Origin of the sequence: Rhodococcus sp. KRD197 (assembly GCF_017168235.1) — a bacterium.
GTDB lineage: Bacteria > Actinomycetota > Actinomycetes > Mycobacteriales > Mycobacteriaceae > Rhodococcoides.
The window spans coordinates 22,992-45,005 of record NZ_JABFAO010000014.1 but is presented as its reverse complement, the minus strand read 5'-3'; the positions used below and the strand labels follow the sequence as shown (position 1 = coordinate 45,005).

The following is a 22,014-nucleotide window of genomic DNA, read 5'->3' as shown; positions in this document are numbered from 1 at the left end:
GTCACACCGCAGTTGCTCTTTACCGAGTGTCGGCACGCTTGCGCAGCGCAGCGGTCGCCAATTCTGCGACCGCTGCGCGATAGAAATCTCGATCTATCTCCCCGGCCGCGAATCTACGATCGAGGATTTCCTGCGCGTCCTCCCCCGATTGCGGGCGAGCGGACATCAGCCGAACCGCACCCCAGATCAACAGAGCGATCACGACCAGCCAGAACGCGGCCATTCCTGCCATCATCGTCCATCCGCCACTCATGGTGCCCATATTCATCATTGCTGCTCCTCACTCTCGCACCAGCCACCTGCTGACCTGCGGAGTGTGGTCATCCCGCAGCTCCTACTATAACGCTTAGTAGTTCAGCTACTATCGAGCATAGTAGTTGACTGCTGTCGAGACGCCGTCGCCCGGACAGGCGATGATGGAGGCAACCTGTGGGAAAGAAATCCAGCAAGTCGCGATCGAAAGCGCACAAACGACGAACCACGGCGACACGATTCGGGGGCGGCCCACCGGCTCCCCACCCCGGTGCCATACGTACTGAGCCCCAGCCAAGGCATCCCCTCTCAGCGGTGGCCCCACATTCTGCGGTCAGCGTCGCCGCCGCCGATTATCTTCGAAGCAGGGGCCACTCGCCCGGCAGCGGTGCACTCCATCCCACTGTCGCCCGGGCTTTCGCGCCGGACTCCACTACCCCACCGCGAGCGTCGGCCCAGGCCGCAGAACCGACGATCGATACTGCAGCGCCGCCGGAGCGCCCACGTGCCCGCACGCCTGAAGCTGTTGCGCCCGCACCGCAGAGTTACGCACCCAAGCGCTCACCAGCCACCAGTTGTACCGATGAGATTTCCCAGGTCGAGCCGCTGGGGCTTGCGGTGACGTACTGGGGTGTCGGCGGGGCCGATGCCGAGCCCAGCCACGACGTGGCGATTCGCTTCACTGGATCGCGGGTGGAAGTCGAGGGCCATGCATCGACCGAGAAGGTCGGTTTCGATCGGACTCTGGTCGTGAAATCACGTCCTGCCGCTGGAGGCCGGTTCGCCGCGACCACCCGTATTCAGGGCATTGCCAGCGGGGAGTGGGAGGTGAGTGCGCGACGCATCGACGGGGGCGCAGACAGTAGCGAACGGCAGCAGAACTCTGTGCTCACCGCGCGCACTGCGCTACTGACATACGGTCCCGCTGTGCGGGTGTGGAGTTGGCCGGCGTTGGTAGCCGCGGGAGCGGTGGTTGCATTGATTGTTCAGGGATTCCTGCTCTCACGCATGGATGCCAATGTTGCTGCTGCTGTTGCAATTTCAGCTCTGAGTTGCGTTTTGGGATATATCGGTGCCAAGGTTTGGTACTTGATCTTGCACCGTCGACCGATATCTACTTTCATCCGCGCAGGAGCGTGCATACAAGGCTTCCTCCTCGTTTCGCTCGGCACCTTGGTCATCGGCGGAGCACTCGGGGGTATGGACGTCGGCGCAGTCCTGGATGCAACCACCCCGGGATTGTTTCTCGGCATGGCGATCGGTCGTCCGGGATGCTTCTTGGCGGGCTGCTGTTCGGGGCGTCCGACTCGATCTCGGTGGGGCCTGTTTTCGTCCGATCGCACCCTGGCGACGAGGAGGATTCCGGTTCAGCTCTACGAGGCCGCTGCAGCCCTGTTGATCGCGGGAGTTGCGCTCGCCGCGGTACTTCAGGTCGACCTTCCCGTCGGAGGGCTGGTCTTCCTGGGGAGTATTGCCGCATACACATTGGTCCGGCAAGGCCTGTTTCTGTTTCGAGTGGACGCGCACACTCGTCGAGGCCGACTCACTGTCTCGCTCATCTGCTGCGCGGTCCTCATCGGCGTCCTCGCAGCGTCGCAGGTGCTCTCGTGATCACCGAACGTATTTTTATGCGTGTGCCTTTCGGTGATCACCTCGATGCGATGGCACCGCATTCGGTGTCCCGATCGACGCTCCGTAGTCCGGCATCGATACTGACTGTCCTCGTCCTTGCACTCGCTGGATGTACCGGCGGCGAGGTCTCTGAGCCCACCGCGTCGATGCCCGTTGCTACACGGGCGGAACTGCTCGATCCCGCTGACTTCGCCGCCGCAATCGCCGATCCCGCCCGAGTCACGATCAACGTCCATACCCCCGACGAGGGCCAGCTCCCGGGAACCGACTCGAGCCTTCCCTTCGACCAGATCCGACAACAGGCCGCGACGTTGCCGCCCGACCGGACCACGCCGCTGGCGATCTACTGCCGTACCGGGACAATGAGCGCCACCGCTGCGAAAGAACTGGCCTCTCTCGGCTACACCGATGTCGTCGAACTACAAGGCGGCATGCTCGCGTGGCGAAACACCGGACGAACCATCGGAGAATGATCACGCACGTTCCGCACCACCGCCCCCGAAGGTCGAGCACCAGAACCGATCCGGTGAAATCGAATGCCGAGATCGTCTTGGTCAGGGTTTACCAGGTCGGGACCGGACACTTCGCCGATGGTCCCGCTACTGCCGGGAAGTGAACCTATCGGTTTGCCAGCGGGCGCAAACGACGTCGAACGGGCCCCGGCCTGTACCGGCGAATCAGAACCTCGCCCGCTGTCACCCTCAGTGCTACCAGCGCAGGCGTGCCCTCGCCCCAGGTTGCCTTCTCCTCGGCGGTGGTTCGGCTCCGTCGGCCGACTCGCTCACGATCGACAACGTATGGACGTGCTGGCAGCGCGCGATGTCAGGCGAAGAACGAGACGGCCGGTCGTCGGAAGACGCGGGCGGCCCCTACACCGAGGCGTACAAGCGTGAGCGCCGCCGTCAAGGTCGGGGTTGGGTGGTCCCTGATGGCGGGTGTCGTGATCGGTGCGACCCACGTCGTAATTCATCTCGGGCAGCTTCGGTTTCTTCCGAGCGCCGGATGGCAGGATCTCGCGGTCGGCTATCCGATGGCGATGGTCCTCGCGCTCGTCGGTCTCATGATGATCGCTTCCCGCACCCGAAAGCCGAGGGGCGAGTATTGCGGACTCGCTCCCGTGATCTGTAGTGCCGCGCGGGGCATTTCATCCCACCGCGCAGGATGCCAACGTCATGGCCCCCAGCAGGGCCACTACTGGTAACGCAGGCAGGGCAACGGCGGTGCACGCTACGAACGCCCGCGCCCACCGGAGGGGAGCATGCGGGATCACTCGGTCCACGGCGAGACGATCGAGCCGCACAACGGTGGCATCGGAAACCATACCGAGGGCGGGCAGAGGAACAGGGTGCGGGCGCAGCGAAGTCAGAGCGCGCCGCACGGGGTCTCGTCCGTGCGAGCGGGCTGCGCGGGCGTCCGCGTCGAGTTCGACCAGAGCGCGCACGAGCGAAGGTGACGCTCGCATGATCGGTAGCCACGGAAACGCATAGGCCACCGACTCGGCAATGCCTACGAGCAGATGATGCCGGCCATCGATGTGTGCACGTTCGTGTGCGAGGACCGCCTCGACTTCAGCAGGCGTCAACTGCGTACGCAGCCCCTCGCTGGCCACGACCATCGCCGGTCGTCCCGCGACGCTGTACGCGAGAGGACTGTCCAACGGAAGCCACAAGGTCGACGCGGGTTGATTCGAACCGGAAAACCCGACGCCTCCAGCGATGATGCGCAGCAGATCGATGTGCCGCTCGTACACTCGCCGTCGCTCACACACTGCGCGCCTCAGGTGGACGATCCAGCGGACTGCGCCGCAGCCCAACATCGCAATCCCGACAACCCCGACGATGGCCTCGACGCGGGCAGGTATGTCGCCCTGAAGGGCGAGCCAGCATTGGTGTGCGATGTCGACCAGGGTCGTCACGCCCCCATGACTGGGGATCGCACTGAGCACGACCGGTACCGCAATGCTGACCAAGGTGCCCACAACGAGCGCCGACCACGTCAAGAGCGTGACGTGCGCATCGATACCTCTGTCGATCATCGACCTCATCAGCAATGGCGCGGCAGCCGCAACCAACAGCCCACCGAGGGCCCACAGGAGTACGGCAGTCACCTCTGACGCTCTTTCAGACCGCGGGTGAGCACCTTCGATTCGTCATCGGAAGCGCCGCGGGCGAAGTGCAGCAGCACGCTCGTCGGGTCGCCGGTCGATTCGAGAAGTATTCGCAAGGCGTCGGAGGCGGCTTCTTCCCTGCTTCGGGTGGCTTCGTACCAATATGCCCGTCCGTTGCGTTGTCGGTGTACCCAGCCTTTACGGTGCAAATTGTCGAGCACCGTCTGAATCGTGGTGTACGCCGGTTCTCGACCGTCCTCGAGTTGATCGATGACATCACGAACCCGGACTGCGGCGCTGGTATTCCACACCACGTCCATCACCAGAGCTTCGAGCTCTCCCAAACCCTGCATGAGTGCCTCCTAGGCGCGTGTTCACTCTATCCCGTCGAACGAGCCAGCCACGTGATCCTTCGGTAGCGAGCACCCTGGTCCGAGAGGTTTGCATGCCTCGAATACGAATGCGGCCGTAGGCTCACGCCAGGTAGGACACCGATGTCATCATTCCCGCTTCCCCGTGATAGAGGTTGTGGCAGTGCAGAAGCCACTGGCCGGGATTGTCGGTGTCGAAGTCGACTTCGACAGTTTGGTTCGGCAAGACCAGCGAGGTGTCCTTCCGGGGGCCTGATCCGGCACCGTTGACAACCTCGAAGGTGTGTCCGTGCAGATGCATGGGATGAAACATCGTGGTGGCGTTGACGAAGCGAAGTCGTACTCTTTCGCCTTCGCGAACGTCGAGGGGGGTGTGCTGCTCGTACGTCTCACCGTTGAGCGTCCAGGTGTACCCGCCCATCTCCATCCCGAGAGCGATGTCGTACGTGCGATCCGGCTCGCGTGCGGACAAGCGGACCGTATCGAGCGACATCAGTTGATCAGCCATCACCGGGGCTGCAGAGAGTTCGGCAGGCCGGACTGAGGACTGCGGCGCGGCGCCTGGCCCGGTACGCAACACAGCGAACCCGCTCCCGTCCTTACCTTCCGCGGCGGCGACAATCGGAAACGCCCCGTCCTGCAAGGTGATGATTGCGTCGTAACGCTCTCCCATCCCTATCAACAAGCATTGCGCCTGCTCGGGCTGAACCGGAAATCCGTCGCTGTGAGTAACAGTGAGAGGATGCCCCCCCACTGCGAAACGGAAGGCCGTGTCGGCAGCTGCGTTGATGATGCGCAGGCGCAGCCGCTGGCCCGGCCGTCCGCCGAGCACGATGGGGTCGGCGGCGATCTTGCCGTTGATCAGGTAGTACGGGTAGCTCACGTCGCCGGTGTCGCCACCGAGAGGCGACTGGGCGGTGGGCGCGCTCATCGACATGCCGCCCATCGACATGCCCTCGCTGCGCAGCCGTTCGAGTTCTCGATCGGGGTCGCCGGCTACCCCGTCGAGCCAGTCGTCCAGGACCAGGACGGCTTCGAGGTCGTAGTCCGAGCCGTCGGCGGGGTCCTCGACGATCAGCGGTGCATACAGTCCTCTGTCGAGTTGGGTACCGACGTGAGGGTGAAAGAAGTACGTGCCCGCGTCGGGCACGGTGAAGTCGTAGCCGAACGAGTCACCGGAAGCCACAGCCGGCTGAGTCAGGCCCGGCACTCCGTCCATGTCGTTGCGCAAGGCGATTCCGTGCCAATGGATCGTCGTCTCCTGCTCGAGGCGGTTGTCGAGCTGTGCGCGCAACACATCACCTCGGCTCAGGCGAATCTCGGCACCGGGGAGTCTGTCGCCGAAAGTCCAGGTCTGTACCTGCACTCCGCCGAGGTCGATCGTGCTCGACTGAGCTCTCAAGGAAATATCGACTTGTCTGCCGACGGCCGAGCGCCGCGCGTCCTCGGCCTGTCCCACCACATCGGAGTCCGGTCCGACAACTGTCGCTGCGGACGAGCCATTGCCGCATGCCGCCAACACGACGGCACTCGTTCCGGCCGCGCTCAGCGCGAGAAAGTTGCGGCGCGTGAGCGAGAACGCACCTGCCCGCTGCCTGGTCATACACATCTCCCAATTCTGTAGAAGTCCGTCCGCCGGCGGGCGTTCGATCCTCGCCGCGTTGCTGGTGCTGGTGCTCGTGCTCGTGCTCGTGCTGAGATCAGCGCACAAGCGCTGTTACCGCCTCCCGCACCTGACTCGGGTCGTAGAACACCGGCGTCGAGGTGATGCGCTCGATCGTTCCATCGCTCTGGACCAAGAAACTCAGGGGCAGGACAGGGGGCGCGTCAAGTGTCTGCAACGCCGCGTCGGCCTGATCGAACGAGGGATAGTGCACTCCCAGCTCGGTGAGCAGGCTCAATGCCGCATCGGCATCGTCTTGGACGTTGAGACCGACGACCCGAACCGCATCCGGTTCTGCGGCGTACTGGGCCAGAACCGGAATCTCCTGTCTACACGGACCGCACCACGACGCCCAGACATTGAGCAATGTGGGTTGCCCAGCCAGGGAGGTCCCCAGATCGGATAAGTCCGACGTTCCCAAGCATCGTGCGGACGTACCGACGAGCTCGCCAGTTACGGGGGACGGAACCGGCGACGAGGTCGGGCACGGCTCGAGGGCAGCACGGGTAGCGATCACTGCCGACGGGAGATCCTCGTCCTCGACGTGAGGTGCCGATCCTGCGGACCCCACCGACTGGGTCGAGGGATCTCGAGACCACAATGCCAGCGCTCCAACAACTGTCACGATGACGATGATCGCAAGTAGGGACCAGCGTGTCGTCACCCGCTGCACCCTGCACCTCTGTCTCGTTCACCTCGACGATGTCTTCCGGTCTGTCAGCGTCATACTACACGATCTACTATCTTCGATAGTAGCAACGTGGATCCTGCACGCCGTCAACGCTTTCGCGGCCCCTTCACCCTCGGGCCTCACAGTGCCAGCACACAGCTCTCCGGCCGTTCGCCGAAGACGACCGTCCCCATCGAGGCGCACGATGAAGGCCGTCCAGCGACGCCGAGTCCTTCTGGCGCAGAAGATATTACGTACATGAACTTCGGCTCCCGAGAAACAACCCGACGATCGAAATGGGTCGCAGGGTGCGAATGTTACCGATGTAATTCACTGTGACTGATGGTGCTTGTGCGGAAAGGGTGTAATAGTGATGCGGCGTGTCGCCTTGACTCGAAGGCGACCTGAATTACTGCCAGGTATGCAGTTGCCGTCCAGGAGGACCACCGACATGAGACCTCTGCCCTCGTCCTCGTACATGGCGCACCGAACTCGGTGGGGTACTCGCATCCTCGTCGGTACCGCGTTCGTGGGAGGCATCCTCGCGCTGGCACCCACGGCGTCTGCAGCCCCGGACGCCGATCCGGCTGCGCCGCCGCCTGCCTTCCCCGCGCAGGCCCAATCGGACCCGCACGTCCAACAGGAGGTCCTCGATCTCGTCGTCGGCGCACTACGCGAGATTCGCGCCAACGGCGCTCTCGACGACCTGGCCGGCCCACAGAGCCGCATCGTCTCCTGCCTCGTGGGCACGATCGGAGCCACCGATACAGCTGACGGACCAACGGGAGCCCTTTCGCGACTGATCCCCTGTCTCGCGCCGATCGACGACATCGACCCCACAGTTCTCCCCCGACTGGTGTCGTCGATGGACGTCGCCACACTTGCATCCACACTCGCGGCCGCCGAGACTCCCCACGATCCGGCCACCCCGCACACCTCGTCGCGCGGACATGCGGCGGTCCCACCCGGCAGGTCGAACGCCGAGCCCTCGACCGAACAACCGACCGCCCAAGGCACCCAGGACACTCAGGACACTCAGGACACTCAGGACCCCGAGTCGGCCGCCGACCCGTCGACGCCCGAACTGCCCGCGCTCGAACCCGACGCCACTGTGCCTGAAACGTCGGCACCCGGCACGTCATCTGAAACAACGACACCCGAAACCACGACACCCGAGGCGGGCGATCATCCGTCGGCCGCCCCGCAATCCCCTACCGGCACAACAGGGTCGAGCAACGGAAAGTATCGTGCGCCGACAACAGGAACGTTGACCTCGACCTTCGGCGACGGCCGCGCCCATCAAGGAATCGACATCGCCAACTCCACCGGTACACCGATCGTCGCCGTTGCGGACGGCGACGTGATCAGCGCAGGACCGGCCCAGGGCTTCGGACTCTGGGTGCGCATACGCCACGATGACGGCACCGTAACGACCTACGGGCACAACAACGACAACCTCGTGACCGTAGGTCAACGCGTCACTGCTGGTGAAGAAATTGCGACGGTAGGAAACCGGGGTATCTCCACCGGTCCACATCTGCACTTCGAGGTCGACACACCCGCCGGCAACAAGGTCGACCCCAGACTTTGGCTCGCGGAACGCGGAGCCACCATCACCGGTTCGGACCGTGACTCGTAGTCGAGCCTCGACCGCACGGCCCGCCGATGGGAACGAATTCCGCACTGTTGCACTGACTTCGGATGCGTCTCTGCGGTCTCGTTTTCACCATCAGACCTGAACCCTCGGTGCCTCGACATGTTCAGCGGGCGCGCAGTACGATCGCCCGCATTCCGGTAAGTTCGCCGTACCTACTGCGAGCCCGAGAGGTGAAACGGGGGCCTACGACCGAACAGCCGCGTCGGACAGCGCGACACCCCGAGAGGCGAGCCACTCCTGAGGATCGACCTTGCTCCCCGCCGCGTCGACGACCTCGAAATGCAGGTGAGGCCCGGTCGATTGGCCACGATTGCCGACAGTGGCGATCTGCTCACCGGCTTGCACTCGTTGCCCCACGGTCACCAAGGTTTGATCGATGTGCCCGTAGACCGTTGTCGTTCCATCGTCATGCTGAAGACGTACCCAGAGGCCGAAACCGTCTGCAGGACCGGAGTCGAGCACGGTAGCGTCGGCTGCCGCGTAGACGGGAGTTCCGATAGCGTTGGCGATGTCGAGCCCGGTGTGCGTAGTCCCCCATCGTGGACCGAAATCCGAGGTCAGGGTCCCGGCGACCGGACGAACGAACAGTGGTCGCAGCGCCGCTGCATCACGCGCAGCGCTCTCCTCTGCCCTTCGTTGCCCCTTCGCCAACTGCTCGATCGCATCGTTGATATTGGAGATCTCCGGTATGGCGAGGATCTGAGGCAAGTATTCGGCCACCGGGTCCTGCATCGGTGTCGCTTCGTGCACGGGGACTGCCTGCGCCTGGGCGGGACTCGCATATTGGGCACCCGCCGTGACCAGAGCGCCCGCTGCCACCGCAATACCGACAGCGACACTGCCGCGGCGCTCGGTGGCGCGCGCCCGAGCGCGATGCCGCCCTCTCGGCGTCACCGCCACTCCCGGCACGTCACAGTCCGACAACTGTCGACGTCGGTCGGTCATGCGGGTCATACGGTGTTGTGCCACAGCAGAGTCCTCGGTAATCGAATGGAGCGAGGCGTAATCATCGACGTGCGCACCTCACTGATGTATCGAACGGATCACGACGCGATAACGAAAAGATACACGACGAGTGGGGTAATTACTATCATGGTTAGTAGTTCGATGTCCCCCGCAGTGGTTTCGTGCCTCACAGCGCGGTAGCACCGGACGTCGACGGTCGGAGACCATCGGCCGGCGAACGCTGCCTTCTCCATGCGAGAGCACACCCCACGACAGCAAGAACGACCGCGGCGTACTCCGGAAGCGGTCCCAGCTTTGTCGCCCACGTCGATCTCGTTTCCAGGGCAACATCAGCGACCAACGTCTGCGCAGCGAACAAGCCCGAACGATCTGCGACCTTCCCCTGTGGGTCGATGACGGCACTGACCCCACTGGTCGCCGCAACGAGAACAGTCCTGTTGTGCTCGACCGCCCGCAGCCGCGACATCGCCAACTGCTGGTAGGTCATATCGGTGCGCCCGAACGTCGCATTGTTGGTGGGGACCGTGATCAGCTGCGCCCCCGCACGCACGGAGTCGGTGACCAGCTCGTCGAACGCGACCTCGTAACAGGTGGCGACGGCCGTCGGAATTCCGGCGATATCGACGACACCGTCGCCCGACCCGGGAACGAAGTTACCGGCCTGCGAGGCGTAGGAGGACAACCTCGTCATCACAGATCGCATCGGGAGATACTCTCCGAAAGGAACAAGTTTGCGTTTGTCGTGTCGCTCCCCCGGTCCGAGTACCGGATCCCACACGATCGAGGTATTCATCGAGGTGCCGTCGTCGTTACCGAGCACAGCTCCGACCAGAATCGGCACCCCGACCGACCGCGCTGCAGCGTCGATCCCGGCAGTGGCGTCGGCGTTGCGCAGTGGGTCGATATCGGATGCATTCTCCGGCCAGATCACCAGGTCGGGAGCGGGCACCCTGCCGGCGGTGATGTCGTCCCCGAGCTGCATTGTTCGCTCGATGTGATTGTCGAGAACTGCTCGACGTTGCGAGTTGAAGTCCAGACCCGACCGCGGAACGTTGCCTTGAACAACGGCGACCGTCGCACGCGCTGCGCCTGCATCGTCAGCGGGAGTGAGCGCGAAAGCCAGAGCCGGCACGATCACCACAGTGGCCACCGACCCGACTGCGAATCGCGGCGTCGGCGGGCGTACCTGGCGGACCACACTGGCCAGTGCCGCGCCGATCACTGCGACTGCAAAAGATACACCGGGCGCACCGGCGAACGCGGCAAGCGAGAGCAGAGGGCCGTCTGCTTGGGCGAAAGCTAGTTTCCCCCACGGAAATCCCCCGAACGGAATCCGTGCGCGCAGACCTTCGGTGGCGGTCCAGATCGCGGCGATCCACAGCGGTTCGAAGCGCAACCCGGACACTGCGGCCGCTGCAGCGCAGAACAGTGCCACTGCTATCGCTTGGATCGCCGCGAGCGCCAGCCACGGCGGGGCACCGACGTAGACACCCACCCAGGGCAGCAGAGGCAGAAAGAACGCCAATCCCGACAGATACCCGTAGAAGAACGCCGCCCGGATGGAACGGCCGCGGATGACGAGAACAAGAACCCCGACACCCAACGGCGCGAGGAACCACAGCGACCGAGGTGGAAAGCCCGCGTACAACAGCACACCAGCAGATACCGCACACGATGACCTGCCTGCTATCGCGGTGAACACACGGCGACGTCGGGTTCGTCGGTGACGGTTCACTGTTGTTGCGCTGGACTCGATATCGAGCATGCCTGCATGGCTCTTTTCTCATGTACGGCATAGCGCCACCTGACCACCCTCGGTTACTACTATGCACGATAGTAGTAACAGCGGTGAGCCCGGACCGGCTCCCCCGCCGACACCGCGCCTCTGCGACGTCGATGCATACCCCGGGATATCGACCGCGCACCTTCGCTGTGCCCTTTGTCCTTCGCGGTGCCCTTCGTGGCCGGGCATCGACCGGTGCACGGACCACCCTCGGCTCGCACAAGATGCGTGCTGGACCCCGGGATGGAGACTGGCTTCTACCGCGCCGCAGCACGCCGACATATGCGGGTGCATCTGCTCTGGCGGCCATCATGATCACCGCCCCGATCGTCCTGGCCGTGTTCGACGTGACCAGAAACATGTGGTGCCTGCGGGCGGGCGGTGTGACCGCCCGATTCGGCGGCGGCACATCAGGGGCACCCTGAATGGGTTTGGGCCAACCCAGTTTCCGGCTGCTACCGTCGAGGCGTTGTGAGAATCTCTGCGCTGGGCCCGCCGCGCCTGCGGACGGTTATCGCAGTCGCCGCTGTCCTGTATTTGTTGGCTCACACCATCGCTCAATGCGGCATCGCCTGGGAACAGGACCATCACAGCGACGGCGTACACATCGTTTCGTCCTCGTCTCAGGCCGCCGCGGAACTCTCCCCCAACCACGCGCACATCGACGACGGATCGCCCCACATGGCGCACGATACGAACACCGTCATCGCAATGCCCCGATCCGACAACCCGCCCCGCCCATCGACCATCGCCGCGGTCGCAGCGATGGCCTTCGCTGTGGTGTTGGTGGCGATGTCTGCCCCGCGCATTTCGCGAGCCCCACCGGATCTACCCATTCCGATCCGGCACGGCCGAACCGTCTTGAACGAACTCTGTATCAACAGGTGCTGATCAGCAGCCCGCGGGCCATCCGAGGACTTCTCCTCTCATGGCCCAGTTCGTGCTGCCCATCACTCACTTACTGCGCTCCTCGCAGATCACATACAGGGACTACTCATCATGAACAGTGCTGTTCGCTCCACACTCGTGCCACCGTCCTCCGCCGGCCACATGTTGGCGACCGCCAAGAACTGCCCGGAACCGAGCACAATGGTCGGCAACACGCCCGTTCTGTGGATCGGTGAACCGTTCGCGGACTCCGGCCGCGGCTTCTGGGCGAAACTCGAAGGCAGCAATCCCGGTGGGATGAAAGACCGCCCCGCGCTGCACATGGTCGAAAAAGCCAAGGCCCGCGGCGACCTCGCTCCCGGCGCGATGATCATCGAATCCACCAGCGGAACCCTCGGCCTGGGTCTGGCCCTGGCCGGGATCACCCATCACCACCCCGTCACCCTCGTCGCCGACCCGGGACTGGAACCGATCGTGCACCGGATGCTCGCCGCGTACGGTGCCCGCGTCGAACTGGTCACCACACCGCACCCCGACGGCGGCTGGCAGCAGGCCCGGCGTGAGAAGGTCCGTGAGCTCCTCGATACACATCCAGGGTCGTGGTGCCCGGATCAGTACACCAACCCGGACAATGTCGAGGCGTACGAGTCGCTCGCTCACGAACTCATCGCCCAGCTCGGACGCGTCGACACCTTGGTTTGCTCGGTGGGCACCGGAGGGCACTCCGCCGGGGTGGCCCGGGTGCTCCGGCAGTTCTGCCCCGACCTGAAACTGGTCGGTGTCGACACCATCGGATCGACGATCTTCGGGCAACCCGCCAGCACTCGGCTCATGCGCGGGTTGGGTTCGAGCATCTATCCCGACAACATCGACTATCCCGCCTTCGACGAGGTGCACTGGGTGGCCCCGCACGAAGCGGTGTGGTCGTGCCGCACCCTGGCGGCGACGCACCACGCCAGCGGCGGCTGGAGCGTCGGGGCCGTCGCCCTCGCGGCCGGCTGGATCGCTCGCACCAGCCCGCCGGAGACCCGGGTCGCGGCCGTCTTCCCCGACGGACCGCAGCGCTACTTCGACACCATCTACAACGACGACTACTGCACCGAGCACGGCCTGCTCGACGTTGACCCGCCGACCGAGCCGACGACCATCGCCCACCCCACCGATGAGACTGTGACGTCGTGGACGCGGTGCGCCACCGTCGTCGATCCCACCGTCGTCGATCCCACCGAGAGCGTTCGATGAAAACTTTTCTGACCAAGTTCCGTAGCTTCGACCGGCCCAGCCAGGTGTTGATGGTCAACCAGTTCTCCATCAACGTCGGTTTCTACATGCTGATGCCGTACCTGGCCGGGTATCTGGCCGGTTCCCTGGGCCTGGCGGCGTGGGCGGTCGGGCTGGTGCTGGGGATGCGGAACTTCTCCCAGCAAGGGATGTTCCTGCTCGGCGGCACCCTCGCCGACCGCCTCGGATACAAACCCCTGATCGTCGCCGGCTGCCTGCTGCGAGTTGCCGGTTTCGTACTGCTCGCGGCCGTGGAATCGCTGCCGGCGATCCTGCTCGCCTCGGCCGCGACCGGGTTCGCCGGTGCGCTGTTCAACCCGGCCGTGCGGGCGTATCTGGCCGCCGACGCAGGGCCACGGCGGGTCGAGGCGTTCGCGGTGTTCAACGTGTTCTATCAGGCCGGGATTCTGCTGGGCCCGTTGATCGGTCTCGCTCTGACCACCCTCGACTTCCGAGTCACCTCACTGGCAGCGGCCGCGATTTTTGCTGTTCTGACGATCGTGCAGATTTGGACGCTCCCCGCGCACCGGGCCGAGACGACCGGGGCCACGACATCGGTACTCGAGGACTGGCGGGTGGTGATGGCCAACCGACCCTTCGTGCTGTTCGCGCTGGCGATGATCGGATCCTACGTGCTTTCGTTCCAGATCTATCTTGCGCTGCCGCTGCAGGCTGCGGTGGTAGTCGGTAACGGCAGGTCCGACACCGCTCTGGTGACCTCGTTGTTCGTGGTCTCCGGCGTGGTCGCGATCGCCGGGCAGTTCCGGATCACGTCCTGGTTGTCCCGCAGGTGGGGTTCGGGGCGAAGCGTGGTGGTCGGTATGGCAATCATGGCGCTGGCGTTCCTCCCGCTGATCGTGCTGCCGAGCCCGGCCGCGCTGGGCGGGTGGGCCGCCGCCGGTGCCCTGGTGTTCACCGCTGCACTGTTGGCGGTCGGCACCGCCGCGGTGTTTCCGTTCGAGATGGACACGGTGGTGACCCTGTCGGGCGGGAAGCTGGTGGCCACCCATTACGGGTTCTACAACACCATCGTCGGGGTCGGCATCCTGCTCGGCAACCTGGGTACAGGAGCCGTCTTCGGGCTTCTCAGCGACGCGCATCTGGGTGCACTGATCTGGGCGATACTGACCCTGGTCGGGGCGGCATCTGTGGCCGCTCTCTATGCGCTCGATCGATCCGACCGGCTCACCCCACCCCCCACCGAGACCACGGTGACCGAAAGCGGCGAGGTACCGGCCACCGGCTAGCGGCAGTGCACGCCGAGAAGTGGCCTGCATTGCCCACACCCGAGACCTCGACGATGATTGCCGAACACGAGGGTATCGACGCGGCACCGTTCACGACTATCCACCGACCGGTGGCCCGCATTCACACGAATGCGGGCCACCCACACCTCAGGCGGGGGTACTGCGGTGACGTTGGAGGCGACGGACGACGGGGTAACCCGTGACCACCCCGAGGACGATACCGATTTGCATGAGCATCCAGAACGCAGCATCGGTGGCCGGTGGCATGGTCTCGGTGTAGTACAGCAGCAGCATCCAACCACCCATCCCGAGGTCGAACGCCAGTACGGTCAACGCAGCGACGCCGACCGCAGCCAGGACAGAACGCCGAATGGATTGCCTGCGCACCGACTACCGGTGTGATGGCCGAACGCTCGTATACGAAGAGCATGATCGTGGCCAGTATGGCGATGACGATGATCATCACCCAAAGAACACTCTGTCCGCACGAGATTCGACGTCGGCAAGGACGGAAGCGACATCATCGAGAAGATTGTGGGCATCTCTGCGCGCGCGTAATCCGCGTTCGTAGTAGCCGGAGTCGAGGACGCCCGCCGATGCAGGCTCTGGTGCGACGTTCGATTCTGGGTGCCGCTCCCGCATCCGAGGGCGGTGTTCCGGTCAGTGCCCAGGGTCATGCCGTAGCACCGGTGCGGCACATCTCGTTGCATACCGTAGGGGGGTATGGTAAATCTGTAAGTGGGTCGCGACGACCTCGATCACATTCCGAATCGAAGAAAGAAGGGCATCGATGAACACCACCGTCACCGTCACCGGAATGACCTGCGGGCACTGCGTCTCCTCGGTCCGAGAGGAGATCAGCGGCATCCCCGGTGTGACCGCCGTGAATGTCGACCTCGCGAGCGGCCGAGTCGATATCGACTCGGACACCCCGATCGAGCAGACGGCCATCGCCCACGCAGTCGACGAGGCCGGCTACCAGCTCGCCTCCTGATCGACACCAGACCCGGACAGGAGATTCGCACGATGAACGCATCATCGAAGTTCGTCGGATTCACCATCGCCCTAGCCGCGGTCTTCGGGCTCGCCTTCGGAGCCGGGGACGCCTTCGGCCCCGAAGGTGCCGCACCACCCGACACACACGACACCTCGACTCACGACGCCGCCGCGGTGTCCACTGCGGGCGGGCCCGTCGCCAATCAGAGACCTGGAGGATTGATGGTCACCGACAGCAGATACGCCGCGGTGCCCGCCGCCTCGGAGCCGATGCCCGCCGGGCACGGACACTGACACACCACCACACCCCGAGAGGAGCGACGATGAATCCCGTCACGCACCACCCCACCGCCGACGGCCGGGTCGAACTCGACATCAGTGGTATGACCTGCGCCTCCTGCGCGAACCGGATCGAGAAAAAGCTCAACAAGCTCGACGGTGTCACCGCGACGGTGAACTACGCCACCGAAAAAGCACGCGTCGACTACGTCGGTGATGTCTCGACCGAGGATCTCGTGGGCACCGTCGAGCAGGCCGGCTACACCGCCACGGTCCCCGCGCCCGCCGCCTCCTCCACCGACCCCGACGCGGCCGGGCCAGCCGAGATCGACCCCACCGCCTCGCTGCGCCAACGCCTGCTCATATCGCTGGTGCTCAGCGTGCCGGTGATCGCGATGGCCATGGTTCCGGTACTGCAGTTCACCAACTGGCAGTGGCTTTCCCTGACCCTCGCCGCACCCGTGGTGGTGTGGGGGGCATGGCCGTTCCACAAGGCCGCCTTCACCAATCTGCGGCACGCCACCTCAACGATGGACACCCTGATCTCGATGGGCACCATCGCAGCACTGGGGTGGTCGTTGTATGCCCTGTTCTGGGGCACCGCCGGAACGGCCGGCATGACACACCCGTTCGAGCTGACCATCTCCCGCTCCGACGGGGCCGGCAACATCTACCTCGAGGCCGCAGCCGGAGTCACCACCTTCATCCTCGCCGGCCGCTACTTCGAAGCACGCTCCAAGCGACGCGCCGGTGCCGCCCTGCGTGCCCTGCTCGAGCTCGGTGCCAAGGAAGTCTCCGTCCTGCGCGAGGGTGTCGAACAGCGCATCCCCACCGATCAACTCATCGTCGGTGACGAGTTCGTCGTCCGCCCCGGGGAGAAGATCGCCACCGACGGCGTGGTCGCCGACGGCTCTTCCGCGGTCGACAATTCGATGTTGACCGGCGAATCCGTGCCCGTCGAGGTAGGACCCGATGATCTGGTCGTCGGCGCGACGGTCAACGTCGGTGGCCGAATCGTGGTCCGGGCGACCCGCATCGGCTCGGACACCCAGCTCGCACAGATGGCGAAACTCGTCGAAGACGCTCAGACCGGTAAAGCCCAAGCTCAGCGTCTGGCCGACAAGATCTCCGGAGTCTTCGTCCCGATCGTGATCGCCCTTGCCGCGGCGACACTCGGCTTCTGGATCGGCACCGGCGGTGGGATCGCGGCCGCGTTCACCGCAGCCGTCGCCGTCCTGATCATCGCCTGCCCGTGTGCCCTCGGCCTGGCCACCCCGACCGCGCTGATGGTCGGCACCGGCCGCGGCGCTCAGCTCGGCATCCTGATCAAGGGTCCCGAAGTGCTCGAATCGACCCGCCGTGTCGACACCGTGGTACTCGACAAGACCGGCACCGTCACCACCGGCAAGATGACTCTGCTCGACGTGATCACCGCCGACGGCGAGGACACCGCGCAGGTGCTGCGCCTGGCCGGTGCACTCGAAGATTCGTCCGAGCACCCCATCGCCCAGGCCATCGCCAAAGGTGCCCGCGAGAAGGTCGGAGCCCTGCCACCGGTGGAGCAGTTTATAAATATCGAAGGCCTCGGGGTGCAGGGCATAGTCGACGACCACGCAATGATCGTCGGACGGGCCCGCCTCCTCGCCGACCGGGCGCAGCAGCTGCCGGACGAACTCGAAAGTGCGATGCGTGCAGCCGAATCCGAGGGCAAGACCGCCGTCGCAGTCGGTTGGGACGGTCGGGCTCGCGGAGTACTGGTCGTCGCCGACGCGGTCAAACCCACCTCCGCCGAGGCGATCGAGCAGCTGCGGGGCCTGGGTTTGACGCCGATCATGCTCACCGGCGACAACGCAGCCGCCGCGCGTGCCATCGCCGACCAGGTCGGCATCCACGAAGTGATCGCGGAGGTGCTGCCCGCAGACAAGGTGGACGTCGTCAAAAGGCTGCAGGAGCAGGGCAAGGTAGTGGCGATGGTCGGCGACGGCGTGAACGACGCCGCCGCGTTGGCGCAGGCCGACCTCGGTCTGGCGATGGGCACCGGTACCGACGTTGCGATCGAAGCCAGCGATCTGACGTTGGTGCGCGGTGATCTGCGCGCAGCAGCGGATGCTATCCGCCTGTCCCGCCGAACGTTGGGCACCATCAAGGGCAACTTGTTCTGGGCGTTCGCCTACAACGTGGCCGCCCTCCCCTTGGCTGCGGCCGGGCTGCTCAATCCGATGCTGGCCGGTGCAGCGATGGCGTTCTCGTCGGTGTTCGTGGTCAGCAACAGCTTGCGGTTGCGCCGGTTCAAGTCCCTCACCGGATAACCGCGCGGGTAGAACAAGCACCCAAAAGGCTGGGGTGGGCGTGGCATGCAGGCGCGCCACCCCACCCCACCGCTACAACCCCGATGCAGCCTACGAAAGGAGAGGGCCATGTCCTTCGTGACAACGACCTTGGTGCAGATCACCCGGCACCCGGCGACCCGAGCGGTGGCCCGCTGCGCGGTGATGTGCGCTGCGGCGGCGGCCCAGCGACGACTCGACGGACCGACCCTCTCGCGCCATACCCCGGGCGGGCATAATCGAGGATGCTCGGCATGACACTCGGATTCCAGGAGGACACCATGGCCACTCCCGCGGCCGCGCAGGCACCCGCCGAGACCGACGGCCATGATCACGCCGCGCACGGCTACATCACCGAAAAGGACGCCTACCTCAAACGCCTCAAGCGCATCGAAGGCCAGGCCCGAGGACTGCAGCGCATGGTCGAGGAAGACAAGTACTGCATCGACATCCTCACCCAGGTCTCGGCGATGACCAAAGCCTTGCAGGCGGTGGCCATGGGCCTGCTCGAAGCTCACATCAGCCACTGCGTGGTCGACGCCGCCATCGCCGGCGGTCCCCAAGCCGACGCGAAGATCAAAGAGGCCACCGACGCGATCTCACGGCTCGTCCGCTCCTGAGCACCGGCAGTGCGAAGCCATTCCTCGCCGTCCACTCCCGCGTGCTTGTCGGAAACCTCGGCGAGGCGGCGCAGGCAGAGACCGTCATGACCGAAACCGTATCGGCGATTCTGCGCGATCGCCGAGTCCTCGCCACCGTGGCAGCGCTGGCAATACTGGCAGTGGCTGCCGCCCTCGTACCCCGCCCGTCGATCATTGTGGTGCGCGAGTGGGCGGAGTCGATGGGCCCGTCGTTCGTGGTGGTGTTCTTTCTGACCCAGGCGGTGTTGACGATTGCCCCGGTACCGCGCACGGTGTTCACCCTCAGCGCCGGACTGTTGTTCGGTCCCGCCACCGGGGTCGCCGTCACGATCGCCGCCACAACTGTCAGCGCTGTGCTGGCGTTGCTGCTGGTGCGCGCGCTCGGGCGCACCGCGGTGCAGGAGCGGCTGACGAATCCTGCGGTCAAGTCCATCGATGCCCGGTTGGCTCGGCGGGGGTGGCTGGCCGTCGGGTCCTTGCGGCTCATTGCCCCGGCACCGTTCGCCCTGGTCAACTACTGCTCCGGACTCTCCGCGGTGCGCCTGCTGCCCTACACGACGGCCACTGTCGTGGGGATTCTGCCCGGTACGATCGCCGCGGTGCTGTTCGGGGACGCTTTGACCGGGCGAACGAATCCGGCATTGATAGTGGTGACGTCGGCCTGCGTGGCCGCCGGGGTGGCAGGATTGCTGGCCGACGCCCGCCTGCCGGTGTCGCAGGCACAGCCCAACACCGCAGATGGCGCATCGAGAAGCGGTCGCCTTCGTCGTCTGTTGCTGCCGGACCGCGGATAGGACGTGGCGAGAAATCCTACAATTTTGCTGCGCCTGCACCGCCAAAGCCAGCGGAGTTGCCGAACTCCTGACCTACGCGAGAAGTAGGGCACGCGCGTTCCCCGCGGATTCGCAGTCGAAGAGCCCACACCATCACCCCCACCGACATCACTCCGATCACGGGCTGCACGGGTGCCCATAGATCCAGAGCACCGCTCACCCCGACCGCCACCACTACCAGTTTGTTGCATATCGGACATCCGACTGCCAACAACGACAACGCATTCGCACTGACCCCTACACGGGAAGAAACCGACGACGCCAGCCCAGTGCTCACGTATGTCGCAAGAATGAGGCCACTGAGAACTGCGGTGGCAATCCACACCGGATAGTTCCACCACAACACCGGGGTCATTCGAACGTAGAACGCAGTGTGGATGATCCCGGTGGGGATCGCCACGACCAGCGCGGCCACCGTCGCGCCCAGTAACGCGGCCACCCAACGCCGCGCCGGCCAGTCACGCATCGTCACAGTCGTCATCCCTCTCCCGGTCAGCGGATACCACCCCACCATCTACTATGAATGATAGTAGTTTGCAGGTGCGGTGAGTCGGCGTCAATCGACGCCGACTCGCCGCCCATACGGCACAGGCGTCGAGCGTCGACGCGAGCCTCAGCCGACCGTGAGGAACCGTCTACGACTGCCGATACCCGACAATGGTGACCGGCGAGGCCGGACACAGTCCCATGCGGCTCTCGCCGCGCTCCGTTTCCTTCGCTGGTGACGCAGGGAACCCACACCGACCCCAGAGGATTTCTTCTGTGCATTCTTTTTCAGGCCCGACGCGGCGTGTCCGCGCTACCCTGATCGCCTCGATCATCGTTGTTGCCGCGGCATTTTCGGTAAATGCTCCAGCTTCGGCGGACCCTGCTGCACCCCCGGTGAACGCATCCGAAGCCGTACGACAACTCGCTGAACTCAATGCGACCGCCTTCACTCTCACCGAGAGCATGTACGCCGCGCAGGACACCCTCGATCGTCGCCGCGGCGAACTGAGTACCGCAGTTCAATTCGCCCACGAGACCTCGGCGGCGGCTCGGGAAGCCGAAGTGGCCGCATCTGCCAACCGTCGAGCACTGGCCACAGCTGTCGACGCCGCGTACAAAGGTGTACCGCAATCCCCTCTCGGGGCCGTTCTGGTCGCGGACAGCCCACAGCAACTACTCGATCAGATGGTGTTGTTGGACCGGATCCTCGCCGATCGAGCCGCTGCACTCGCCGACTCGACACAGATCGACGACGAAGCGCGAGACCAGCTCGAACAAGCCCGGCAAGCACAGGCGTCCGCTGCGGTAGCCGAGGCGGACGCCGCACGTACACAACGCGACCTCGAGCAACGCCAGACCGACCTGGCCGATCAGATCGCCAAAATCACCGACCAATTCGCCGCCCTCACCGATGCGGATCGAGCTGCCATCGTCAGCCCCGGCACCACGAATCCTTCCGAGCTACCCGCCGCCGTCTCGGCTGCGAGTGGAACATCAGCGGAGGCGATGCGCATCGCCCTCGACCAACTCGGCAAACCCTATTCCTGGGGAGCTACCGGGCCGGGGTCCTTCGATTGCTCCGGACTGATCTACTTCGCCTACAAACAACTGGGACTGACCGTTCCACGCGTGGCCGCAGACCAAGCACGAGCGGGCACACCTGTCTCCCGCGAATCAGTGCAACCGGGTGACTTCATCTCTCTCTACTCACCGATCGGACACATCGGGATCTACATCGGCGACGGGAAATACGTCAACGCCCCCACCGGCGGCGACGTCGTCAAAGTCGCGCCCGTTCCCTGGGATGAAGTGACCGCAATCAACCGGCCCATCGCCACCTGATTCGATGTCCACGGTCCGGACGCCGCGACTGCGAGGAGACCGGATGCCCGTGTGGCAGACCGGTAAGATCGAACCGGTGAGGACTTCAGCCACGGAACCTATGAACCAGAAGTGGCTCCTAGGTGCTGTTTGCGCTTCGATAGTGCTGTTCGGAGTCCTTCTCATGCATTCTGCGCCGATGTCGTTCGCAACGGCGACGAGTATCGGCGAACACTCGATGACCTCGACGGTGAGCGCTCCACCTGCCGTCGACGAGCATTCGGGAGCATCATCTGCGACAGCATCGGAGAGTGGTTCCGCAGCACACTGCGGGAACGGCTGTGGCGATCACAGCTCGGTCATGCATCTGTGTCTGGCTATCATCGGTGCTGTCGCGGCGTTGGCCGTCTTACGGGCAATCGTTGTGGGCTTCGCCGGTTCTCTCGTCCACGCTGCGCGGCTGTCGGCAGTTCGTCGTCGAACCGGGCACCCGCCGCCCTGGACCATTTTCACTCTCTCCGAATTGTCTGTGCTTCGGATCTGACAGGTGACTCACCGTTGTGTGAGACACAGATGTCGACGGGTCAGTGTGCCTGTCGATCCGAACCACCC

24 protein-coding genes are annotated in these 22,014 nt (G+C 64.6%); 15 read left to right on the top strand and 9 right to left on the bottom strand.

The annotated features are described in order from the left end of the window. Window positions 1-19: 19 nt before the first annotated feature. Entirely contained in the window at window positions 20-271 is a 252-nt protein-coding gene (locus J1M86_RS20340; RefSeq protein ID WP_032401334.1) for a hypothetical protein, read from the bottom strand. A 296-nt stretch (window positions 272-567) separates the two neighbouring features. On the opposite strand from J1M86_RS20340, the gene J1M86_RS26910 reads away from it, so the two are divergent. Together J1M86_RS26910 and J1M86_RS20330 are read left to right on the top strand one after the other, a co-directional pair. Continuing rightward, window positions 568-1,863, top strand: a complete 1,296-nt coding sequence (locus tag J1M86_RS26910; protein ID WP_230595438.1) for a prolipoprotein diacylglyceryl transferase family protein — start codon at window positions 568-570, stop codon at window positions 1,861-1,863. 17 nt (window positions 1,864-1,880) lie between these two features. Then, window positions 1,881-2,357: a rhodanese-like domain-containing protein gene (locus tag J1M86_RS20330; RefSeq protein ID WP_231578189.1), complete on the top strand. Its 477-nt coding sequence runs from the start codon at window positions 1,881-1,883 to the stop codon at window positions 2,355-2,357. A gap of 671 nt (window positions 2,358-3,028) precedes the next feature. Here the strand turns inward: J1M86_RS20330 and J1M86_RS26905 are convergent. The 4 genes from J1M86_RS26905 to J1M86_RS20310 all read right to left on the bottom strand — a co-directional run bounded on the left by J1M86_RS26905 (window position 3,029) and on the right by J1M86_RS20310 (window position 6,689). Then, the gene (locus J1M86_RS26905) at window positions 3,029-3,991 is read right to left on the bottom strand and encodes a M56 family metallopeptidase (RefSeq protein WP_032375712.1); all 963 of its coding nucleotides are present in this window, start codon (window positions 3,989-3,991) and stop codon (window positions 3,029-3,031) included. Next, the gene (locus J1M86_RS20320; protein ID WP_032375711.1) at window positions 3,988-4,344 is read right to left on the bottom strand and encodes a BlaI/MecI/CopY family transcriptional regulator; all 357 of its coding nucleotides are present in this window, start codon (window positions 4,342-4,344) and stop codon (window positions 3,988-3,990) included. The genes J1M86_RS26905 and J1M86_RS20320 overlap by 4 nt, the downstream gene beginning before the upstream one ends. 121 nt (window positions 4,345-4,465) lie before the next feature. Then, the gene (locus tag J1M86_RS20315; protein WP_045841174.1) at window positions 4,466-5,971 is read right to left on the bottom strand and encodes a multicopper oxidase family protein; all 1,506 of its coding nucleotides are present in this window, start codon (window positions 5,969-5,971) and stop codon (window positions 4,466-4,468) included. A gap of 91 nt (window positions 5,972-6,062) precedes the next feature. Further along, a complete protein-coding gene (locus tag J1M86_RS20310) occupies window positions 6,063-6,689 on the bottom strand; it encodes a TlpA disulfide reductase family protein (RefSeq protein WP_032375710.1) in 627 nt (208 codons plus the stop codon). 457 nt (window positions 6,690-7,146) lie between these two features. Here J1M86_RS20310 and J1M86_RS20305 point away from each other — a divergent pair, with 457 nt between their 5' ends. Next, entirely contained in the window at window positions 7,147-8,334 is a 1,188-nt protein-coding gene (locus tag J1M86_RS20305; RefSeq protein ID WP_230593571.1) for a M23 family metallopeptidase, read from the top strand. 201 nt (window positions 8,335-8,535) lie between these two features. On the opposite strand, the gene J1M86_RS20300 is transcribed toward J1M86_RS20305, so the two are convergent. Next, window positions 8,536-9,297: a M23 family metallopeptidase gene (locus tag J1M86_RS20300; protein WP_176460367.1), complete on the bottom strand. Its 762-nt coding sequence runs from the start codon at window positions 9,295-9,297 to the stop codon at window positions 8,536-8,538. A 187-nt stretch (window positions 9,298-9,484) separates the two neighbouring features. Then, window positions 9,485-11,083: an apolipoprotein N-acyltransferase gene (lnt, locus tag J1M86_RS20295; protein WP_080733460.1), complete on the bottom strand. Its 1,599-nt coding sequence runs from the start codon at window positions 11,081-11,083 to the stop codon at window positions 9,485-9,487. Window positions 11,084-11,166: 83 nt separating this feature from the next. Here lnt and J1M86_RS20290 point away from each other — a divergent pair, with 83 nt between their 5' ends. The 4 genes from J1M86_RS20290 to J1M86_RS20275 all read left to right on the top strand — a co-directional run bounded on the left by J1M86_RS20290 (window position 11,167) and on the right by J1M86_RS20275 (window position 14,517). After that, window positions 11,167-11,526, top strand: a complete 360-nt coding sequence (locus J1M86_RS20290) for a hypothetical protein (protein ID WP_206511184.1) — start codon at window positions 11,167-11,169, stop codon at window positions 11,524-11,526. Window positions 11,527-11,572: 46 nt separating this feature from the next. After that, on the top strand, window positions 11,573-11,992 hold the full coding sequence (locus tag J1M86_RS20285; protein ID WP_230593569.1) for a hypothetical protein: 420 nt from the start codon (window positions 11,573-11,575) through the stop codon (window positions 11,990-11,992). Between the two features lie 159 nt (window positions 11,993-12,151). Then, a complete protein-coding gene (locus tag J1M86_RS20280) occupies window positions 12,152-13,231 on the top strand; it encodes a PLP-dependent cysteine synthase family protein (protein WP_230558241.1) in 1,080 nt (359 codons plus the stop codon). Further along, entirely contained in the window at window positions 13,228-14,517 is a 1,290-nt protein-coding gene (locus J1M86_RS20275) for an MFS transporter (RefSeq protein WP_032375707.1), read from the top strand. Before J1M86_RS20280 ends, J1M86_RS20275 begins: the two co-directional genes overlap by 4 nt. A gap of 147 nt (window positions 14,518-14,664) precedes the next feature. Here the strand turns inward: J1M86_RS20275 and J1M86_RS20270 are convergent, their stop codons facing one another. Further along, window positions 14,665-14,904, bottom strand: a complete 240-nt coding sequence (locus tag J1M86_RS20270) for a DUF4396 domain-containing protein (protein ID WP_032375706.1) — start codon at window positions 14,902-14,904, stop codon at window positions 14,665-14,667. Window positions 14,905-15,307: 403 nt separating this feature from the next. Here J1M86_RS20270 and J1M86_RS20265 point away from each other — a divergent pair, with 403 nt between their 5' ends. The 6 genes from J1M86_RS20265 (at window position 15,308) to J1M86_RS20240 (ending at window position 19,554) form a co-directional block, all read left to right on the top strand. Then, window positions 15,308-15,511, top strand: coding sequence for a heavy-metal-associated domain-containing protein (locus tag J1M86_RS20265; protein ID WP_032375705.1), 204 nt, complete (start codon window positions 15,308-15,310; stop codon window positions 15,509-15,511). 32 nt (window positions 15,512-15,543) lie between these two features. Continuing rightward, window positions 15,544-15,807: a hypothetical protein gene (locus tag J1M86_RS20260; protein WP_032375704.1), complete on the top strand. Its 264-nt coding sequence runs from the start codon at window positions 15,544-15,546 to the stop codon at window positions 15,805-15,807. Window positions 15,808-15,836: 29 nt separating this feature from the next. Further along, on the top strand, window positions 15,837-18,101 hold the full coding sequence (locus J1M86_RS20255; protein WP_032375703.1) for a cation-translocating P-type ATPase: 2,265 nt from the start codon (window positions 15,837-15,839) through the stop codon (window positions 18,099-18,101). Window positions 18,102-18,209: 108 nt separating this feature from the next. Beyond that, window positions 18,210-18,377, top strand: a complete 168-nt coding sequence (locus tag J1M86_RS20250; RefSeq protein WP_155288777.1) for a hypothetical protein — start codon at window positions 18,210-18,212, stop codon at window positions 18,375-18,377. A 23-nt stretch (window positions 18,378-18,400) separates the two neighbouring features. Then, a complete protein-coding gene (locus tag J1M86_RS20245; RefSeq protein WP_032375786.1) occupies window positions 18,401-18,739 on the top strand; it encodes a metal-sensitive transcriptional regulator in 339 nt (112 codons plus the stop codon). A gap of 86 nt (window positions 18,740-18,825) precedes the next feature. Beyond that, window positions 18,826-19,554 carry a TVP38/TMEM64 family protein gene (locus J1M86_RS20240; RefSeq protein ID WP_045841173.1) on the top strand — a complete coding sequence of 243 codons (729 nt, stop codon included), beginning with the start codon at window positions 18,826-18,828 and terminating at the stop codon, window positions 19,552-19,554. A gap of 16 nt (window positions 19,555-19,570) precedes the next feature. On the opposite strand, the gene J1M86_RS20235 is transcribed toward J1M86_RS20240, so the two are convergent. Next, the gene (locus J1M86_RS20235; protein ID WP_176457804.1) at window positions 19,571-20,074 is read right to left on the bottom strand and encodes a hypothetical protein; all 504 of its coding nucleotides are present in this window, start codon (window positions 20,072-20,074) and stop codon (window positions 19,571-19,573) included. Window positions 20,075-20,355: 281 nt separating this feature from the next. Between J1M86_RS20235 and J1M86_RS26900 the strand changes: the two genes are divergently transcribed. Continuing rightward, entirely contained in the window at window positions 20,356-21,423 is a 1,068-nt protein-coding gene (locus J1M86_RS26900) for an NlpC/P60 family protein (RefSeq protein ID WP_206511183.1), read from the top strand. Between the two features lie 4 nt (window positions 21,424-21,427). Then, window positions 21,428-21,946 (top strand): DUF6153 family protein, encoded by a 519-nt coding sequence (locus tag J1M86_RS27010; RefSeq protein WP_353852273.1) that lies wholly within the window; start codon window positions 21,428-21,430, stop codon window positions 21,944-21,946. Window positions 21,947-22,014 lie beyond the last annotated feature (68 nt).

Coding starts and splice junctions, on each gene's coding strand:
- J1M86_RS20245 (WP_032375786.1), top strand. CDS start 18,401: ATGGCCACTCCCGCGGCCGCGCAGGCACCCGCCGAGACCGACGGCCAT.
- J1M86_RS20240 (WP_045841173.1), top strand. CDS start 18,826: ATGACCGAAACCGTATCGGCGATTCTGCGCGATCGCCGAGTCCTCGCC.
- J1M86_RS20315 (WP_045841174.1), bottom strand. CDS start 5,971: ATGTGTATGACCAGGCAGCGGGCAGGTGCGTTCTCGCTCACGCGCCGC.
- J1M86_RS20320 (WP_032375711.1), bottom strand. CDS start 4,344: ATGCAGGGTTTGGGAGAGCTCGAAGCTCTGGTGATGGACGTGGTGTGG.
- J1M86_RS20265 (WP_032375705.1), top strand. CDS start 15,308: ATGAACACCACCGTCACCGTCACCGGAATGACCTGCGGGCACTGCGTC.
- J1M86_RS27010 (WP_353852273.1), top strand. CDS start 21,428: ATGTCCACGGTCCGGACGCCGCGACTGCGAGGAGACCGGATGCCCGTG.
- J1M86_RS20305 (WP_230593571.1), top strand. CDS start 7,147: ATGAGACCTCTGCCCTCGTCCTCGTACATGGCGCACCGAACTCGGTGG.
- J1M86_RS20275 (WP_032375707.1), top strand. CDS start 13,228: ATGAAAACTTTTCTGACCAAGTTCCGTAGCTTCGACCGGCCCAGCCAG.
- J1M86_RS20255 (WP_032375703.1), top strand. CDS start 15,837: ATGAATCCCGTCACGCACCACCCCACCGCCGACGGCCGGGTCGAACTC.
- J1M86_RS20250 (WP_155288777.1), top strand. CDS start 18,210: ATGTCCTTCGTGACAACGACCTTGGTGCAGATCACCCGGCACCCGGCG.
- J1M86_RS20300 (WP_176460367.1), bottom strand. CDS start 9,297: ATGACCGACCGACGTCGACAGTTGTCGGACTGTGACGTGCCGGGAGTG.
- lnt (WP_080733460.1), bottom strand. CDS start 11,083: ATGCTCGATATCGAGTCCAGCGCAACAACAGTGAACCGTCACCGACGA.
- J1M86_RS20280 (WP_230558241.1), top strand. CDS start 12,152: ATGTTGGCGACCGCCAAGAACTGCCCGGAACCGAGCACAATGGTCGGC.
- J1M86_RS20330 (WP_231578189.1), top strand. CDS start 1,881: ATGCGTGTGCCTTTCGGTGATCACCTCGATGCGATGGCACCGCATTCG.
- J1M86_RS20260 (WP_032375704.1), top strand. CDS start 15,544: ATGAACGCATCATCGAAGTTCGTCGGATTCACCATCGCCCTAGCCGCG.
- J1M86_RS20340 (WP_032401334.1), bottom strand. CDS start 271: ATGATGAATATGGGCACCATGAGTGGCGGATGGACGATGATGGCAGGA.
- J1M86_RS20235 (WP_176457804.1), bottom strand. CDS start 20,074: ATGACGACTGTGACGATGCGTGACTGGCCGGCGCGGCGTTGGGTGGCC.